The organism is Streptomyces sp. SID13031, from assembly GCF_010548305.1.
Lineage (GTDB): Bacteria > Actinomycetota > Actinomycetes > Propionibacteriales > Kribbellaceae > Kribbella.
Window position 1 is genome coordinate 78,552 of sequence record NZ_JAAGLV010000020.1, and the last position, 17,611, is coordinate 96,162.

The 17,611-nt window shown below is 67.7% G+C and carries 16 protein-coding genes; 2 read left to right on the forward strand and 14 right to left on the reverse strand.

Annotation, left to right across the window (positions count from 1 at the left end; all coding sequences use genetic code 11):
• Nucleotides 1-17: 17 nt before the first annotated feature.
• Together G3I17_RS32185 and G3I17_RS32190 are read left to right on the forward strand one after the other, a co-directional pair.
• Nucleotides 18-500 (forward strand): Rrf2 family transcriptional regulator, encoded by a 483-nt coding sequence (locus G3I17_RS32185; RefSeq protein WP_164601669.1) that lies wholly within the window; start codon nucleotides 18-20, stop codon nucleotides 498-500.
• Nucleotides 501-652: 152 nt separating this feature from the next.
• Entirely contained in the window at nucleotides 653-1,264 is a 612-nt protein-coding gene (locus G3I17_RS32190) for an AAA family ATPase (protein ID WP_164601671.1), read from the forward strand.
• A gap of 91 nt (nucleotides 1,265-1,355) precedes the next feature.
• Here the strand turns inward: G3I17_RS32190 and G3I17_RS32195 are convergent, their stop codons facing one another.
• The 14 genes from G3I17_RS32195 to G3I17_RS32260 form a co-directional block, all read right to left on the reverse strand.
• A complete protein-coding gene (locus G3I17_RS32195) occupies nucleotides 1,356-2,372 on the reverse strand; it encodes a polyprenyl synthetase family protein (protein ID WP_164601673.1) in 1,017 nt (338 codons plus the stop codon).
• Nucleotides 2,369-3,964, reverse strand: a complete 1,596-nt coding sequence (nuoN, locus tag G3I17_RS32200) for an NADH-quinone oxidoreductase subunit NuoN (RefSeq protein WP_164601799.1) — start codon at nucleotides 3,962-3,964, stop codon at nucleotides 2,369-2,371. The genes G3I17_RS32195 and nuoN overlap by 4 nt, the downstream gene beginning before the upstream one ends.
• An 11-nt stretch (nucleotides 3,965-3,975) precedes the next feature.
• Complete coding sequence (locus tag G3I17_RS32205) at nucleotides 3,976-5,502, reverse strand: NADH-quinone oxidoreductase subunit M (RefSeq protein WP_164601675.1); 1,527 nt, start codon at nucleotides 5,500-5,502, stop codon at nucleotides 3,976-3,978.
• A complete protein-coding gene (gene nuoL / locus G3I17_RS32210) occupies nucleotides 5,499-7,370 on the reverse strand; it encodes an NADH-quinone oxidoreductase subunit L (protein WP_164601677.1) in 1,872 nt (623 codons plus the stop codon). The genes G3I17_RS32205 and nuoL overlap by 4 nt, the downstream gene beginning before the upstream one ends.
• Nucleotides 7,371-7,382: 12 nt before the next feature.
• A complete protein-coding gene (gene nuoK, locus G3I17_RS32215; protein ID WP_020391937.1) occupies nucleotides 7,383-7,682 on the reverse strand; it encodes an NADH-quinone oxidoreductase subunit NuoK in 300 nt (99 codons plus the stop codon).
• Nucleotides 7,683-7,755: 73 nt separating this feature from the next.
• Nucleotides 7,756-8,556 (reverse strand): NADH-quinone oxidoreductase subunit J, encoded by an 801-nt coding sequence (locus G3I17_RS32220; RefSeq protein ID WP_164601679.1) that lies wholly within the window; start codon nucleotides 8,554-8,556, stop codon nucleotides 7,756-7,758.
• Entirely contained in the window at nucleotides 8,553-9,101 is a 549-nt protein-coding gene (gene nuoI / locus G3I17_RS32225) for an NADH-quinone oxidoreductase subunit NuoI (RefSeq protein WP_164601682.1), read from the reverse strand. The genes G3I17_RS32220 and nuoI overlap by 4 nt, the downstream gene beginning before the upstream one ends.
• Complete coding sequence (gene nuoH / locus G3I17_RS32230; protein ID WP_164601684.1) at nucleotides 9,094-10,434, reverse strand: NADH-quinone oxidoreductase subunit NuoH; 1,341 nt, start codon at nucleotides 10,432-10,434, stop codon at nucleotides 9,094-9,096. Before nuoH ends, nuoI begins: the two co-directional genes overlap by 8 nt.
• Entirely contained in the window at nucleotides 10,431-12,869 is a 2,439-nt protein-coding gene (locus G3I17_RS32235) for an NADH-quinone oxidoreductase subunit G (protein ID WP_164601686.1), read from the reverse strand. The genes nuoH and G3I17_RS32235 overlap by 4 nt, the downstream gene beginning before the upstream one ends.
• Nucleotides 12,866-14,170 carry an NADH-quinone oxidoreductase subunit NuoF gene (gene nuoF, locus G3I17_RS32240; RefSeq protein ID WP_203591056.1) on the reverse strand — a complete coding sequence of 435 codons (1,305 nt, stop codon included), beginning with the start codon at nucleotides 14,168-14,170 and terminating at the stop codon, nucleotides 12,866-12,868. The genes G3I17_RS32235 and nuoF overlap by 4 nt, the downstream gene beginning before the upstream one ends.
• Nucleotides 14,171-14,172: 2 nt before the next feature.
• Nucleotides 14,173-14,994 carry an NADH-quinone oxidoreductase subunit NuoE gene (gene nuoE, locus G3I17_RS32245; protein ID WP_164601688.1) on the reverse strand — a complete coding sequence of 274 codons (822 nt, stop codon included), beginning with the start codon at nucleotides 14,992-14,994 and terminating at the stop codon, nucleotides 14,173-14,175.
• Complete coding sequence (locus tag G3I17_RS32250; protein WP_164601690.1) at nucleotides 14,995-16,347, reverse strand: NADH-quinone oxidoreductase subunit D; 1,353 nt, start codon at nucleotides 16,345-16,347, stop codon at nucleotides 14,995-14,997. It abuts the gene before it with no gap.
• Complete coding sequence (locus G3I17_RS32255; RefSeq protein WP_164601692.1) at nucleotides 16,347-17,057, reverse strand: NADH-quinone oxidoreductase subunit C; 711 nt, start codon at nucleotides 17,055-17,057, stop codon at nucleotides 16,347-16,349. The genes G3I17_RS32250 and G3I17_RS32255 overlap by 1 nt, the downstream gene beginning before the upstream one ends.
• Nucleotides 17,054-17,608, reverse strand: coding sequence for an NADH-quinone oxidoreductase subunit B (locus G3I17_RS32260; protein ID WP_164601694.1), 555 nt, complete (start codon nucleotides 17,606-17,608; stop codon nucleotides 17,054-17,056). Before G3I17_RS32260 ends, G3I17_RS32255 begins: the two co-directional genes overlap by 4 nt.
• Nucleotides 17,609-17,611: the final 3 nt, after the last annotated feature.

Consider the following 17,611-nt stretch of genomic DNA (forward strand, 5'->3'; position numbering starts at 1 on the left):
TATTTAGCATCTAGGTTATGAAGATGAACGAGGGGGTCGAGTGGGCGGTGCACAGTTGTGTGAACTTGTGCTTCATCCCGGGCGAGGCAGTCACCGCCAAGCGGCTCGCTGCCTTCTATGAGCTTCCGACGGCGTACCTGAACAAGCAGCTCCAAGCGCTGACCCGGGCCGGCATTCTTTCGTCGACGTCGGGGCCCAAGGGTGGGTTCCAGTTGGCCAAGGCGCCCGAGAAGATCACCTTGCTCGATGTGGTGGTTGCGATCGACGGCGGCGAGGAAGCGTTTAGGTGCACGCAGATCCTGAAGGCCGGGCCGGATGCCAATGCCAAGACCGACTACCGGAAGACCTGCGTGGTCTCGATGTCCATGCGCAAGGCCGAGCTCACCTACCGGCGCGAGCTGGCGGCCAAGACGATCGCCGACATCGTCACCCAGGTCGAGGGCAGCTACCCCGAGACGGCAAGCAGCACCCGCAACTGGTTCGCCAACCTCAAGTCCTGACACAGCTTTCAGACCAAAAACCAGCGCGACCTCTACGACAACCACTACGTCGACAGCCCTACCTGGACCGGGCGCTAGCCGTTTTCAGCGGATTCTCATCGGTCTCTCAGAGGCGCCGGAGATGATCGGGGGAACGCCGAAGGAGGCTCCCCGTGACCGCTCTGCTGATCTCACCGAGTGTCCGCGAAGACCTGGGTATCGCCGCGTTGCGCTACCCCGCGAACGCGATCGTCGTCCTGGCCGGGATTCCCGGCGCCGGGAAGAGCACGCTGCTCCGGCGGCTGTTCGCCGAGCCGGGCGCCGTCCGTGTCCTCGACTCCGAACACCTCCGCCACCGCTGGCAGCCGGTACTCCGCGCCATCCCGTACGCCGTCTGGCGCCCGCTGCTGCACGTGACCTACTACGCACAGGTACTGCGAGCCATCCGCACCGACGGCCCGCTGGTGATCCACGACTGTGCCACGAAACCCCTGGCCAGGCAGCTGATCGGGCTGGCGGCCAAGCTGGCGGGCCGCCCGGTGCACCTCATCATGCTCGACGTACCGGCCCACGTGGCCCGGCTCGGCCAGCAGGCAAGGGATCGGGTGGTGCGGGAAGCCAGCATGGAGACCCACAGCCGCCGCTGGCCGGTACTGCGAGAGCTGGCGGTCACCGACCCCGGCCGAGTGGTCCCGAACGCAACCTCAGCAGTGATCCTGAGCCGGGCCGAAGCGGACCAGCTGGCCCGGATCGTCTTCAGCCAACACCCGCAACCCCAACCTTAGCCGCACCAATAGCGGGTTTTAGTACCACTGGCGTGCTGCATCCTGCCAGCGGTACTAAAACCCGCTACCGTTGCCTTGGGCAACTTGTGGATCAGACCGAGCGGGTGACGACCAGGTCGCAGAGGGACTCCAGCGCGGAGCGGCCTGAGCCTTCCGGGAGGTCTTCGAGTAGTTTGCGGGCGTCGTCGGCGCGGCGGCGTACGTCGTCCTCGGCTTGCTGCAGCGACGGGTGGGCACGCAGCAGACCGAGCGCCTCGGCCAAGCGAGCGTCGTCGGTCAGGTCGGAGTCGAGCAGCTCGAGCAGCCGCGCGTCAGTCGGCGAGGAGGGGTCGGCCTGGGCACGGAAGATCAGTACCGGCAGCGTCGGGACGCCTTCGCGCAGGTCCGTACCGGGCGTCTTGCCGGACTCCTCGGACATGATGTCGAGGATGTCGTCGGCCAGCTGGAACGCCTGGCCGATCTCCTCGCCGAAGGCGCGGACGGTCTCCTGTACTTCGGGTGTCGCGCCCGCGAACTTGGCGCCGAAGAGCGCCGAGGTGGCGATCAGCGAGCCGGTCTTGTCCGCGACCACCGACAGGTAGTGCGCGAGCGGGTCCTGACCTTCGGAGACACCGAGGGTCTCCCGGATCTGCCCCTCGACCAGCCGGCCGAAGGTGCGCGACTGGATCCGGACCGCTTCCGGTCCGAGCGAGGCGACCAGGTCGGACGCGCGGGCGAACAGCCAGTCGCCGGTCAGGATGGCGACCGAGTTGTCCCAGCGCGCGTTCGCGCTGTCGGCGCCGCGACGCAACGCCGCCTCGTCCATCACGTCGTCGTGGTACAGCGTGGCCAGGTGGGTCAGCTCGACCACCACGGCCGAGTCGACCACCTCGGACGCTCCCGTGTTCGGGCCGAGCTCGGCAGCGAGCAGTACCAGCAACGGCCGGAACCTCTTGCCACCGGCAACCATCACGTGCTGAGCGGCTTCGGTGACGAACGGGGCCTCGGACTGCGCGGAGTCGCGGAGCGCCTGCTCGACCGAGAGCAGCCCAGCGCGAACCCGGGATTCGAGCGCCTCGTCGGCGAACGCGAATCCCAGGCTCTCGGCCGGCAGCGGGGTCGGGCTCACCGGATGAACTCACCCGCCCGGGCAGCCAGGTCGAGCACCGGTCCGGGAACCAGACCGAGGACCACCGTGGCGGCCAGACCCAGCGCGACGGCGGTGGTGGTCTGCCATCCCGGCAGGGCCACGTCCGGCGCGTCGGCCGGCAGGTCGGAGAAGAACATCAGCACGATCACGCGAACGTAGAAGAACGCGGCGACCAGGCTGCAGAGCACGGCGACGACGACCAGCGGCCAAGCGCCACCGGTCCAGGCCGCCGTGAACACGGCCCACTTGCCGGTGAATCCCGCGGTCAGCGGGATGCCCGCGAAGCCGAGCAGGAAGAAGGCGAAGATGCCCGCCAGCAGCGGCGACTTCTTGCCCAGTCCGGCCCAGCGCGACAGGTGGGTCGCCTCGCCGCCCGCGTCGCGGACCAGGGTCACCAGGGCGAAGGCGCCGATGGTGGGGAAGCCGTAGCAGACCAGGTAGAACAGCACGGCCTGGGTCGAGGTGATGCCGTGGGTGACCCCGCTGCCGGCCTGCGAGAGCCCGACGAACGCGGTCAGCAGGAAGCCGGCGTGCGCGATCGACGAGTAGGCGAGCATCCGCTTCACGTCGGTCTGGGTCAGCGCCACGATCGAGCCGATCACCATGGTGAGGATCGCGACGATCCACATCATCGGCGCCCAGTCCCAGCGCGTACCACCCAGGGCGACGTAGAAGACGCGCATCAGGCCGATGAACGCGGCGATCTTGGTACAGGCCGCCATGAACCCGGTGACCGGCGTCGGCGCACCCTGGTACACGTCCGGCGTCCACGAGTGGAACGGGACCGCGCCGACCTTGAACAGCAGGCCGACCGCGACCAGACCGGTACCGGCCAGCAGCATCGCGTCGCCATCGGTCTTGGTGGCCAGCGCGTCGGAGATGCCGCCGAGCGACATCGTCCCGGCGTACCCGTAGAGCAGCGCGATGCCGTAGAGCAGGAAGGCCGAGGCGAAGGCGCCGAGCAGGAAGTACTTCATCGCGGCTTCCTGCGAGATCAGCCGGCGACGGCGCGCCAGCCCACAGAGCAGGTACAGCGGCAGCGAGAAGACCTCGAGCGCGACGAACATCACCAGCAGGTCGTTGGCCGAGGCGAACAGCATCATGCCGCCGACCGCGAACAGCGTCAGCGGGAAGATCTCGGTGTGCTCGATCTTGAGCGCGGTGCCCTCTCGCTCGGCCTCGCTGCCCGGTACCGCGGCGGCCTGGCCGGCGAAGGCGGACAGCCCGCCGTCGACCGAGCGCTCGGCGAACAGCAGGATGCTGACCAGCGTCAGCGCGAGCAGCGTGACCCAGGTGAACAGCGCCGGGCCGTCCACCGAGATCGCGCCCTGCGCCGCGAGCAGTTCCTTCTTGTCGTTCATCAGCATGACGGTCCAGACGCCGGCGGCGAGGACGCCGATCAGCGCGATCGCCAGCTGGATCAGGTGCCGGAACGCGCGCGGCACGAACGCCTCGGCGAGGACGCCGACGCAGGCCGCACCGAAGACCACGAGCAGCGGGGCCAGCTCGTTGTACTCGATCTTCGGCTTGACGAAGTCCGCCAGCGGCAGGGCTTGCGCTGCCAGCGGCATCAGTACTGCACTCACTTCTGTCCCTCCGTCACGGGAACCTGCGGGGCCGGGTCGGTGACGCCCACGCGCTGCATCGTCGACTCGACCGCCGGCTTGATGATGTCGACGATCGGCTTGGGATAGATCCCGAAGCCGATGATCAGCACGACCAGCGGCGTGATCGCGAACACCTCGCGGAAGTTCAGGTCCTTCAGCTTCTCGATCCCGTCACGCACCGGACCGGTCATCAGGCGCTGGTACATGATCAGGATGTAGAGCGCGGCCAGCACGATCCCGAGCACGGCGATCACCGCGATCACCTTGTGCTTGCTGAACGTCCCGGCCAGCACCATGAACTCGGAGATGAACGGCGACAGGCCGGGCAGCGCCAGGCTGGACAGACCGGCGAACAAGAAGGTGCCGGCCAGTACCGGTGCCACCTTCTCGACGCCGCCGTAGTCCGCGATCCGGGCCGAACCGCGCCGCGAGATCAGGTAGCCGGCCACCAGGAACAGCGCCGCGGTGGAGAGTCCGTGGTTGAACATGTACAGCGTCGACCCGGTCAGGCCCTGCGAGGTGAGCGCGAAGATGCCCATCACGATGAACCCGAAGTGCGAGATTGACGTGTACGCGATCAGCCGCTTGATATCGGTCTGGCCGATCGCCACCAGCGCGCCGTACAGGACGCTGATCAGGGCGAGCACCAGGACGACCGGGGTGGCCCACTTCGAGGCCTCCGGGAAGAGGCCGAGGCAGAACCGGATCATCCCGAAGGTGCCGATCTTGTCCAGGATGCCGACCAGCAGTACCGACGTACCCGGGGTCGCCTCGGCCGCGGCGTCCGGCAGCCAGGTGTGGAACGGCACCATCGGCGCCTTCACCGCGAAGGCGAAGAAGAAGCCGAGGAACAGCCAGCGCTCGGTGTTCTGGCTCATGTCGACCTTGACCAGGTCGGACAGCAGGTACGACGGGTCGCCGCCGTTCTTGGCCGACACCACGTACAGGCCGACCACCGAGGCCAGCATCAGCAGCCCGCCGAGCAGCGAGTAGAGCAGGAACTTCACCGCCGCGTACGACCGCTGCGCGCCGCCGAACCCGCCGATCAGGAAGTACATCGGGATCAGCGTGGCCTCGAACAGCACGTAGAAGAGGAACACGTCGGTGGCGGAGAAGACGCCGATCGACAGCGCCTCCAGGCCGAGGATCCAGGCGAAGAACGACTTCTCGCTCCAGCGACCGGTCTTCGCGTCGTTCCAGGAGGCGATCAGCACGATCGGGGTCAGCAGCGCGGTGAGCACCACCAGGACGATCCCGACGCCGTCCAGCCCGAGCGCGTAGTGCGCGCCGAAGGCCTTGATCCAGGTGTGGTTCTCCTCGTAGTCGGCAGCACCGTTCTGGTGGTAGCCGACGGCGATCACGATGGTCAGCGCCAGCGTGACGAGGGAGAAGGCCAGTGCCACCTGCTTGGACAGCAGCGCCTTGGCTTTCGGCACCACCATCGTCACCAGGGCGCCTACCAACGGCAGGAGCAGCGTCAGGGTCAGCCAACCGATTTTCACGACAACCTCACCGCGAGGAGGGCGACGACCACGAATGCGGCGCCGAAGACCATGCTGAGTGCGTAGGAACGGACGAAGCCCGTCTGGAACCGGCGCAGCCGGCCGGACAGCCCGCCGAAGAGTGCGGCCAGCCCGTTGACCAGACCGTCCACTCCGCGGTTGTCGAGCCAGACCAGCGTCCGGGTGAGGTACTGCCCCGGGCGCATCAGGACGGCCTCGTTGAGCGCGTCGCCGAAGAGGTCACGGCGAGCGAAGGTGGTGACCGGCGAGACCCGGACGGGCGCCTCACGCGGGATGTCGCGGCGGTACAGGGCCACCGCGATGGCGATGCCGACGGCAACGACCGCGAGGGTGATCAGCGTCATCACGGTGGCGCTGACCGGACCGTGCTCCTCCTCGTGACCGACGACCGGCTCGAGCCAGTTCACGATCCAGTGGCCGGAGAAGTAGAGCGCGCCGCCACCGAGGGAGAGTGCCGCCAGGATGACCAGCGGACCGGTCATCACCGCGGGCGACTCGTGCGGCTTCACGTCCTTCTCCCAGCGCTTCTCGCCGAAGAACGTCATCAGCATCAGCCGGGTCATGTAGAACGCGGTGATACCGGCGCCGAGCAGCGCGCACAGACCGATCACGATGTTGTCCGCGAACGCGGCCTCGATGATCTTGTCCTTGCTGAAGAAGCCGGCGAACGGCGGGATGCCGAGGATCGCCAGGTAGCCGAACCCGAACGTCACGAAGGTGACCTTCATGTACTTGCGCAGGCCACCGTAGTGGCGCATGTTCACGTCGTCGTTCATGCCGTGCATCACCGAGCCGGCGCCGAGGAACATGTTGGCCTTGAAGAAGCCGTGCGTGATCAGGTGGAAGATCGCGAACACGTAGCCGACCGGGCCGAGGCCGGCGGCCAGCATCATGTAGCCGATCTGGCTCATCGTCGAACCGGCCAGCGCCTTCTTGATGTCGTCCTTGGCGCAACCGATGATCGCACCGGCCAGCGCGGTCACCGTGCCGACGATCACCACCGCGGTCGAGGCGGCGTCGGTCTGCTCGAAGATCGCGTGCGAGCGGACCACCAGGTAGACGCCCGCGGTGACCATCGTCGCCGCGTGGATCAGGGCCGAGACCGGGGTCGGGCCCTCCATCGCGTCCAGCAGCCAGGACTGCAGCGGCACCTGCGCGGACTTTCCGCAGGCGGCCAGCAGCAGCATCAGGCCGACCAGCGTCGCCCAGGTGCTCGACATCCCTTCGGCGCCCGCGTTCACGGTGCCGAACGCCGACGAACCGAACAGCGCCCACATGCTCATCACCGCGAGCGACAGGCCGATGTCTCCGACCCGGTTCACCACGAACGCCTTCTTCGCGGCGGTCGCGGCCGAGTGCTTGTGCTGCCAGAACCCGATCAGCAGGTACGACGCCAGACCGACGCCCTCCCAGCCGACGAAGACCAGCAGGTAGTCGGCGGCGAGCACCAGCAGCAGCATCGACGCGATGAACAGGTTCAGGTACCCGAAGAAGCGGCGCCTGCGCGGGTCGTGCTCCATGTAGCCGATCGAGTAGATGTGGATCAGCGACCCGACACCCGTGATCAGCAGCACGAAGAGGATGGACAGCTGGTCGACCAGCAGGGTCACATCCACGTGCACGCTGCCGACCGAGAACCACTCGAACAGCTTGACCGTCTCGGACCGCTCTTCGCCGGACTTGCCCTGCATCTGGAAGAACAGCAGGACCCCGCAGACGAACGAGGCCAGCGACGCCGCGGTGCCCAGCAGGTGACCCCACTTGTCGGTGGCCTTGCCACCAAGCAGCAGGATCGCCGCGGACACCGCCGGGATCGCGACCAGCAGCCACGTCAGCTCATGACTCATCGGTTTCAGACCTCAGTACTTGAGCAGGTTGGCGTCGTCGACCGAGGCCGAGCGACGGGTGCGGAAGATGGCCATGATGATCGCCAGGCCGATCACGACCTCGGCCGCGGCCACCACCATCACGAAGAAGGCGGCGATCTGGCCGTCGAGGTTGCCGTGCTGACGGGCGAAGCTGACGAACGCGAGGTTCGTTGCGTTCAGCATCAGCTCCACACACATGAAGACGACGATCGCGTTCCGGCGCACGAGTACGCCGAGCGCCCCGATGCTGAACAACATCGCCGACAAGACGATGTAGGGCTCAGTCGTCATGCCCGTCCTCGCTTCGCTCCGGGCGGGCATGACGAAAGCGTGCTGTGTTCAATGGTTCTCTCGCTTCGCTCGCTCACGTCTTGTCTCCATCACCGGATTCGTCGCCCTCGCTGATCTCACGGACCAGCTGGACGTCCTCGCGCTCCTCGGTCTCGGGGAACACCGTGCCACGTGCCTGCAGCACTCGCGAAACCGAGGTCGGTGCGATCGACCCGTCGGGCAGCAGCGCCGGCGTGTCGACGGCGTTGTGCCGGGCCAGCACACCCGGCGTCGGCAGCGGGCCGGGGTGTACGCCGAGCTCGGCGTACTTGCGGATCCGCTCCTCGGCGTGGTCGCGCTGGGTCAGCTTCTTGGTCAGCCGCTCGCGGTGCGCCAGCATCATCGCGCCCATCGCCGCGGTGATCAGCAGCGCCGAGGTGACCTCGAAGGCGAACACGTACTTGCCGAACAGCAGCTGCGCAAGGCCCTTGACGTTACCGTCCGGCTGCGCCTGACCGAGACCCACCGGGTCGCCGTACTTGGCGTTGCCGACCGCGAAGACCAGCAGGATGCCGATCCCCAGGAAGGCCAGCCCGGCCAGCAGCCGCTGACCGCGGATCGTCTCGACCAGCGAGTCGGACGCGTCGACGCCGACCAGCATCAGTACGAACAGGAACAGCATCAGGATCGCGCCGGTGTAGACGATGATCTGTACTGCGAACAGGAACGGCGCATCCTGTGCCGCGTACTGGATGGCCAGGCAGATCATCACCGTTGCCAGCAGCAACGCCGAGTGCACGGCCTTGCGGACCAGGATCATCGCGATCGCGGCCAGCACCATGATCGGCGCCAGCATCCAGAACGCGACCTGGCCGCCGGTGACGAGACCGATCACTTGTCGCCACCACCCTCAGTGGGTACTGCCGCGCCGATCAGGCCGCGGTAGTAGTCCTTGTCGGTGGCGCCGAGCTGCATGTCGTGCGGCGGCTCGGACATCCCCGGCAGCAGCGGTGCGAGCAGGTCCTTCTTCTCGTAGATGAGGGACTCGCGGCTGCGGTCGGCCAGCTCGTACTCGTTGGTCATCGTGAGCGCCCGGGTCGGGCACGCCTCGATGCAGAGTCCGCACAGGATGCAGCGCAGGTAGTTGATCTGGTACACACGGCCGTAGCGCTCACCTGGCGACATCCGGCCGCCCTCGGTGTTGTCAGCGCCTTCGACGTAGATCGCGTCCGCGGGACAGGCCCACGCACACAGCTCGCAGCCGATGCACTTCTCCAGGCCGTCGGGCCAGCGGTTCAGCTGGTGCCTGCCGTGGAACCGCGGCGCGGTCGGCTTCTTGTCGAACGGGTACTGCTCGGTGAACGTCTTCCGGAACATCGTCCGGAAGGTGACCCCGAACCCGGCGACCGGATCCCAGAGGGACTCTTTGACGCTAGCCACGGCTGCCTTCCTTGCTACGAACGTCAGTCTCGCTTCGGCTGGTGGAATCGACGATGGGTGGTGGCACCGGGAAGCCCCCGGCGAAGGCGTCGAATTCCTCGCTCGCCACCGGCTCTTCCTGATCGGTCTTCTTCTGCGGCAGGAACATCGAGATCACCGCGATCAGCGCGACGATGGCCGCGGCCACCAGCAGGTAGTTGCGCTGGTTGCCGGTGTCGACCTCGCGGCCGAGCGCCCGGACGGTGGCGACGAGCAGGATCCAGCCCAGGGAGACCGGGATCAGGATCTTCCAGCCCAGCTTCATGAACTGGTCGTAGCGCAGTCGCGGCAGCGTTCCGCGCAGCCAGATGTAGAAGAAGATGAAGCACATCATCTTGCCGACGAACCACAGCACCGGCCAGAAGCCGGAGTTCGCGCCGTCCCAGATCGAGATCGGCCAGGGCGCCCGCCAGCCGCCCAGGAACAGCGTGGTGGCCAGCGCGGACACGGTCGCCATGTTGATGTACTCGGCCAGGAAGAACATCGCGTACTTCATCGAGGAGTACTCGGTCAGGAAGCCGGCCACCAGTTCGCCCTCGGCCTCCGGCAGGTCGAACGGCGCCCGGTTCGTCTCGCCGATCATCGAGATCACGTAGATCACGAACGACGGGAACAACAAGACGGCGTACCAGCCCGGGATCGGGATGTCGGCACCGAACAGGTGCAGCGTCTGGTGCGAGCCCTGCGCGGCGACGATGTCCGAGGTGGACATCGAGCCGGCGAACAGGAAGACCGTCACCAGCGCCAGGCCCATCGCGACCTCGTAGGAGATCATCTGGGCGCTGGAGCGCAGCCCGCCGAGCAGCGAGTAGGTCGAGTTGGACGACCAGCCGCCGAGCACGATGCCGTAGATGCCGATCGACGCGATCGCCATCACGTACAGCACCGAGACGGGCAGGTCGGTGAGTTGCAGCCGGGTGTAGGTGTCGGTGAACGGGATCTTCACCGTCGGCCCGAACGGAATCACGGCGAAGGTCAGGAAGGCCGGGATCGACACGATCACCGGCGCCGCGACGTAGACGAATTTGTCCACGCCCTTCGGCATCAGGTCTTCCTTGAACATCAGCTTCATACCGTCGGCCAGCGACTGGAGCAGACCGAACGGGCCGTGCACGTTCGGGCCGATCCGGTTCTGCATGTAGGCCACGACCCGGCGCTCCAGCCAGATGTTGAAGAGCGTCAGCACGATCAGGAAGACGAAGATCAGCAGCACCTTGAGGCCGATCACCCACCAGGGGTCGTTACCGACGCCGGCGTCCGGCGGGGCGGCCAGGGGCAGGGCGAGAAGACTCATGCGTTCCCTCCGGCGATGGTCACGATCGAACCGTGATCTGCGTGCAGCGAGCGTCTGATGTGCGAGTCGGCCGAGTTGGTCGGCAGCCAGACGACGTTGTCGGTCATCGCGGTGATCGCCACCGGCAACCGGATCGAGCCGGCGTCGGTGCTGACCACGAGCTCGTCGCCGTCGTTCACCCCGGCCCGGTGCGCCGTGGTCTGCGAGATCCGCGCCACCGGGCGGCGGGCAGTCGCGACCAGGTGCGGCTCACCGTCGTTACCGCGGCTGTCGTCGATCAGCATCCGCCAGGTCCCGAGCCGGGTCGAGTCGAAAGCGCCGAGCGGCGGACCGGCCTGGTACGTCGGTTCGCCGGCCCGGTCGCCGTCCCAGCGGCCGAGCTCGTCGAACTCCTTCTTCGCCCCGGCGGGGGTGCTGAAGCCGAGCGACGAGTCCATCTCCTGCGCCAGCGCGGCCAGCGCGCGGACATCGGGCATCGCGGTCGGCGCCTTGATGACGACCGGGAACGGCCGCTCGCGACCCTCCCAGTTCACGAAGGTGCCGTCCTTCTCGACCGGCGGTACCACCGGGAAGACCACGTCGGCGTGCTCGGTCACCTGCGAGGTACGAACCTCGAAGCTGACCACGAACGGCGCGGCAGCCAGCGCGGCCAGAGCCGCCGCCGGATCCGGCAGGTCGTCGATCTCGACACCCGCGACAACCAGCGCCTGCAGCGATCCTGCCGAGGCGAGGATCTCGCCGATGTCCTTGCCGACCGTGCTGGGCAGGCCCTCGACGCCCCAAGCAGCTTGCAGGTCGACCCGTGCGGCCGCGTCCGACACCAGGCGACCGCCCGGCAGCAGACCCGGCAGGCAGCCGGCCTCGAGCGCACCACGGTCACCCGCACGACGCGGGATCCAGACCAGCTGGGCCCCGGTGTCCAGCGCGAGCCGCAGCGCGGCGGAGTACGCACCTTGGACGGACGCGAGGCGCTCGCCCACGATGATGATCGAGTTGGCGCCGAGCGCGTCCAGCGCCGCGGCCCCGGCCTCGCCGGTGCCGCGCAGGTCATTCAGTACTGCGGCCTCGGTGCCCGGAGTGCTCTGGACGACGACACCGGACAGCTTCTCGACCCCGCGCGATCCCAGCGGCGCGACGGTGAAGACCTTGGTGCCGTTCTTGCGGACGCCCTTGCGCAGCCGCAGGAAGACCGCCGGCGACTCCTCCTCGGGCTCGAAGCCCACCAGCAGGACCGAGCCGGCGTTCTCCAGGTCGGCGAAGGTCGTACCGAGTCCTGTGCCGGCTACCGCGGCGGCCAGGAAGTCGGCCTCCTCCGGCGAGTACGGCCGGGCCCGGAAGTCGATGTCGTTGGTGCCGAGGGCGACCCGCGCGAACTTCGAGTACGCGTAGGCGTCCTCCAGCGTGAGCCGGCCACCGGTCAGGACGGCGGCGTTGCCCCGCGCGGCGATGAGCTTCTTCGCCGCGAAGTCCAGCGCCTCCGGCCAGGAAGCGGGCCGCAGCTCGCCGTCCTCGCGGATCTGCGGGTGGGTCAGCCGGTCGCCGGTGTTCGCGTAGTTGAACGCGAACCGGTCCCGGTCGGAGATCCACTCCTCGTTGACCTCGGCGTCGTCGCCCGCCAGCCGGCGCATCACCTTGCCGCGCCGGTAGTCGATCCGGATCGCCGAACCGGACGCGTCGTGCTCGGCCACCGACGGCACCGAGACGAGGTCGAACGGCCGGGACCGGAACCGGTACGCCGCGCTGGTCAGCGCGCCGACCGGGCAGATCTGGATCGTGTTGCCGGAGAAGTAGCTCTCGAAGGGCTCCTTCTCGTAGATGCCGACCTGCTGCAGCGCGCCGCGCTCGAGCAGCTCGATGAACGGATCGCCGGCGATCTGCTGGGAGAACCGGGTGCAGCGCGCGCAGAGAACGCAGCGCTCGCGGTCCAGCAGGACCTGGGCGGAGACGTTGATCGGCTTGGGGTAGGTCCGCTTCACCCCGTCGTAGCGGCTCTCGCCGCGGCCGTTCGTCATCGCCTGGTTCTGCAGCGGGCACTCGCCACCCTTGTCGCAGACCGGGCAGTCCAGCGGGTGGTTGATCAGCAGGAACTCCATCTGCCCCTGCTGGGCCTTGTCGGCCACCGGCGAGGAGATCTGGGTCCGGATGACCATGCCGTCGGCAACGGTCAGCGAGCACGAGGTCTGCGGCTTCGGCATCCCGCGACCGTTGCCTGCGTCAACGACCTCGACGAGGCACTGACGGCAGGCGGCGACCGGGTCGAGCAGCGGGTGGTCGCAGAACCGCGGGATCTGGACGCCGATCTGCTCCGCGGCCCGGATCGCCAGGCTGTTCTTCGGGACCTTCACCTCGATGTCGTCGATGGTGACCGTCACCAGGTCCACCTTCTCCACAGCGGAGCCGGCCGGCGGGTTGGCTGTGTTGTTGACGATCGTCATGCTGTGACAACTCCAGCGGTCGCGAAGACGGTGGACGCCATCGGGTCGAACGGGCAGCCGCCGTTGGTGAAGTGGGCGATGTAGTCGTCCTTGAAGTGCTGGATCGAGCTGGTGATCGGCGCGGTGGCACCGTCGGCCAGTGCGCAGAACGACCGGCCGGTGATGTTCTCGCTCAGGTCGAGCAGGGTCTCGAGGTCTTCCTCGCCACCCTGTCCGGCCTCCAGCCGCTCCAGGATCTGCACCAGCCACCAGGTGCCCTCACGGCACGGGGTGCACTTGCCGCAGGACTCGTGCTTGTAGAACTCGGTCCAGCGCAGCGTCGCGCGGACCGGGCAGACGGTCTCGTCGAAGATCTGCAGGGCCTTGGTGCCGAGCAGCGAGCCGGCCCCGGAGACACCCTCGTAGTCCAGCGGGACGTCGAGGTGGTCGGCGGTCAGCAGCGGCGTCGAGGACCCGCCCGGGGTCCAGAACTTCAGCTCGTGGCCCTCGCGGATCCCGCCGGCCAGCTCGAGCAGCTGCCGCAGCGTGATCCCCATCGGCGCCTCGTACTGACCGGGCCGGGTGACGTGGCCGGACAGCGAGTAGATCGTCGGGCCCTTGGACTTCTCGGTACCCATCGAGGCGAACCAGTCGGCGCCGTTGTTGATGATCGAGGGAACAGACGCGATCGACTCGACGTTGTTGATGACAGTGGGGCAGCCGTACAGGCCGGCCACCGCGGGGAACGGAGGACGCAGCCGGGGTTGACCACGACGACCTTCCAGCGAGTCGAGCAGCGCCGTCTCCTCGCCACAGATGTAGGCGCCGGCGCCGGCGTGCACGATCACGTCGATGTCGTAGCCGGTGCCGAGCACGTTGGTGCCGATGAAACCGGCTTCCTTCGCCTCGGCGACCGCCTGCTGCAGCCGGCGGACCACGTGCAGCACCTCACCGCGGACGTAGATGAACGCGGTGTTCGCGTTGATCGCGTACGCCGAGATGATGACGCCCTCGACCAGCGTGTGCGGCGAGGCGAGCATCAGCGGGATGTCCTTGCAGGTACCCGGCTCGGACTCGTCGGCGTTCACCACCAGGTACTTCGGCTTCGGGTTGTCCTGCGGGATGAACGACCACTTCAAGCCGGTCGGGAAGCCCGCGCCACCACGGCCACGCAGGCCGGAGTCCTTGACCGCGGTCACCACGTCGGCCGGCTGCATCCGCAGCGCGGTGCGCAACGCGTCATACCCGCCGGAACGCTGGTACGACGCGAGCTGCCAGGCGCGGATCTGGTCCCAGTTGTCGGACAGCACTGGAGTGAGCATGGTCAGTCCTCCTTGCGGCTGTCGGGAGTCGCCGGGGATCCGGTGCCTGATTCCTTGCCCGGCTGGTCTTCCGGACGCGGACCGGCGGCGGCGTCCGCGGACACCGTCTGCTCGGCGGCGTGCCCGTTGCTGCTACGCGAGTGAGTGCCTTCCGGCGCCGTCCAGTTGCGCTCGCGCGCCAGCCGGAGGCCGGCCAGCGTGGCCTTGCCACCGGTCGGGCCTTCGTCGGCGCGGCCGTCTGGGAAGCCGGCCAGTACGCGCTCGGCTTCCTTCCAGGTGCAGATCGTCGCGCCACGCGGGGACTTGACCTCTTTGGCGTCGTCACGCAGGTCGTCGACCAGTTCGGCCGCCGACTCCGGCGTCATGTCGTCGAAGAACTCCCAGTTCACCATCATCACCGGCGCGTAGTCGCAGGCGGCGTTGCACTCGAGGTGCTCGAGGGTGATCTTGCCGTCCTCGGTGGTCTCGTCGTTGCCGACGTCGAGGTGCGACTTGAGCCGCTCGAAGATCAGGTCGCCGCCCATCACCGCGCAGAGCGTGTTGGTGCAGACCCCGACGTGGTAGTCGCCGACCGGGCGGCGCTTGTACATCGTGTAGAAGGTCGCCACCGCCGAGACCTCGGCACCGGTCAGCCCGAGCACCGCGGCGCACGCCTCGATGCCCTCGGGGGTGATCCGGCCCTCGACCGACTGGACCAGGTGCAGCATCGGCAGCAGGGCCGACCGGCCCTGCGGGTACCGGGCGGCCAGCTCGCGCATCTCGGCGATCGTGGCGTCCACGATCTTCGAGTCGTTCGTGCTGTAGGGAACGGTTGTGTCAGCCATCTATCGGTCCACTCCACCCATCACCGGGTCAAGGCTGGCGACGGCGACGATCACGTCGGCGACCTGTGAGCCCTCGCACAGGATCGGCATCGCCTGCAGGTTTGCGAACGACGGGTCGCGGAAGTGCGCCCGGTACGGCTTGGTGCCGCCGTCGGAGACCAGGTGACAGCCCAGCTCGCCGCGCGGCGACTCGATCGCCACGTACGCCTGCCCGGCCGGTACCCGGAAGCCCTCGGTGACCAGCTTGAAGTGATGGATCAGTGCTTCCATCGACTCGCCCATGATGTGCTTGATGTGGTCGAGCGAGTTGCCCATCCCGTCGTTGCCGACGGCCAGCTGGCTCGGCCAGCCGATCTTCTTGTCGGCCACCATCACCGGCTCGCCCTCCATCTTGGCCAGGCGATCGGCGCACTGCTCGACGATCTTCAGCGATTCCCACATCTCCTGCAGCCGCACCCGGAACCGGCCGTACGAGTCGGCGGTGTCCCAGGTCGGTACGTCGAAGTCGTAGGTCTCATAGCCGCAGTACGGCTGGGTCTTGCGCAGGTCCAGGCCGTACCCGGTCGCGCGCAGCGGCGGGCCGGAGATGCCCAGCGCCATGCACCCGGTCAGGTCCAGGTAGCCGACGTCCTGCAGGCGGGCCTTGAAGATCGGGTTCGCGTTGCACAGCTCGGCGTACTCGGGCAGGTGCTTGTTCATCCAGGTGATGTACTCCCGGATCTTGTCCAGCGCACCGGCCGGCAGATCCTGCGAGACGCCGCCCGGGCGGATGAACGCGTGGTTCATCCGCAGGCCGGTGATCAGCTCGAACAGGTCCAGCGTCATCTCACGCTCGCGGAACCCGATCGTCATCACGGTCAGCGCGCCGATCTCCATCCCACCGGTGGCGATGCAGACCAGGTGGCTGCTGATGCGGTTCAGCTCCATCAGGAGCACCCGCATCACGTTCGCCTTCTCCGGGATCTGCTCCTCGATGCCGAGCAGCCGCTCGACCGCCAGGCAGTACGCCGTCTCGTTGTAGAACGGCGCCAGGTAGTCCATCCGGGTGCAGAACGTGACGCCCTGCGTCCAGGAGCGGAACTCCATGTTCTTCTCGATACCGGTGTGCAGGTAGCCGATGCCGCAGCGGGCCTCGGTCACGTTCTCGCCCTCGATCTCGAGGATGAGCCGGAGCACCCCGTGCGTGGACGGGTGCTGCGGGCCCATGTTGACGACGATGCGCTCTTCGGGCTCGTCGCCGAGGCCGGACACGACCGAGTCCCAGTCCTGACCGGTGACGGTGAAGACCTTGCCCTCGGTGGTGTCGCGAGTGGTGGCGTAAGGGTCTGCCGATGTCGATTGACTCTGTGTCATTAGTTGTACGACCTCCGCGTGTCGGGCGGCGGGATGACGGCGCCCTTGTACTCGACGTCGATGCCGCCGAGCGGGTAGTCCTTGCGTTGCGGGTGGCCCGGCCAGTCGTCGGGCATCTGGATCCGGGTCAGCGCCGGGTGGCCGTCGAAGATGATCCCGAAGAAGTCCCAGGCCTCGCGCTCGTGCCAGTCGTTGGCCGGGTAGACCGAGACGACGGACGGGATGTGCGGGTCGGCGTCGGGGCAGGACACCTCGAGCCGGATCCGGCGGTTGTGCGTGATCGAGAGCAGGTGGTAGACCGCGTGCAGCTCCCGACCGGTCTCGTGCGGGTAGTGCACACCGGAGACGCCGGAGCAGAACTCGAACCGCAGGTCCGCGTCGTCGCGGATGTGCTGGGCGACCTCGAGCAGCCGCTCGCGCGCGATGTGCAGGGTCAGCTCGCCGTAGGCGACCACGACCTTCTCGATCGCGGCGTCGCCGACCAGGCTCTCCAGCTTCTCGGTGGCGCCGTCGAACCAGCCGCCGTACGGCTTGGCCGATCCGCCCGGCAGCGCGACCTGGCGGTGCAGACCGCCGAAGCCCGAGGTGTCACCGGTACCGCGGACGCCGAACATGCCCTCGCGGTGGTCGACGACCTCCGCCGGACCCGGGGTGGCCGCGTCGCTACCGGACGCGGTCGCCGGAAGGTTTTCGGGTTGGGTGTCACTCACCGGAGCAGACCCTTCAGCTCAAGGGTGGGGGAAGCGGACAGGGCGGCGGTCTCCTGCTCGGCCTGCAACGCCTTCTTGTTCGCGCCGAGCTTGCCGTTCTGGATGTCCTCGTGCAGCTTGAGGAACGCGTCCAGCAGCATCTCCGGCCGCGGCGGGCAGCCGGGCAGGTACATGTCGACCGGGACGACGTGGTCGACCCCCTGCACGATGGCGTAGTTGTTGAACATGCCGCCGGACGACGCGCAGACGCCCATCGCCAGGACCCATTTCGGGTTCGGCATCTGGTCGTAGATCTGGCGCAGGACGGGGGCCATCTTCTGGCTCACCCGGCCGGCCACGATCATCAGGTCGGCCTGGCGCGGCGACGCCCGGAAGACCTCCATGCCGAACCGGGCCGCGTCGTAGCGCGGGGCGCCGGTGGTCATCATCTCGATCGCGCAGCAGGCCAGCCCGAAGGTTGCCGGCCACAACGAGGCCTTGCGCATGTAGCCCGACAGGCCTTCGACGGTGGTCAGCAGTACGCCGGCCGGAAGTTGTTCCTCAACACCCATAGG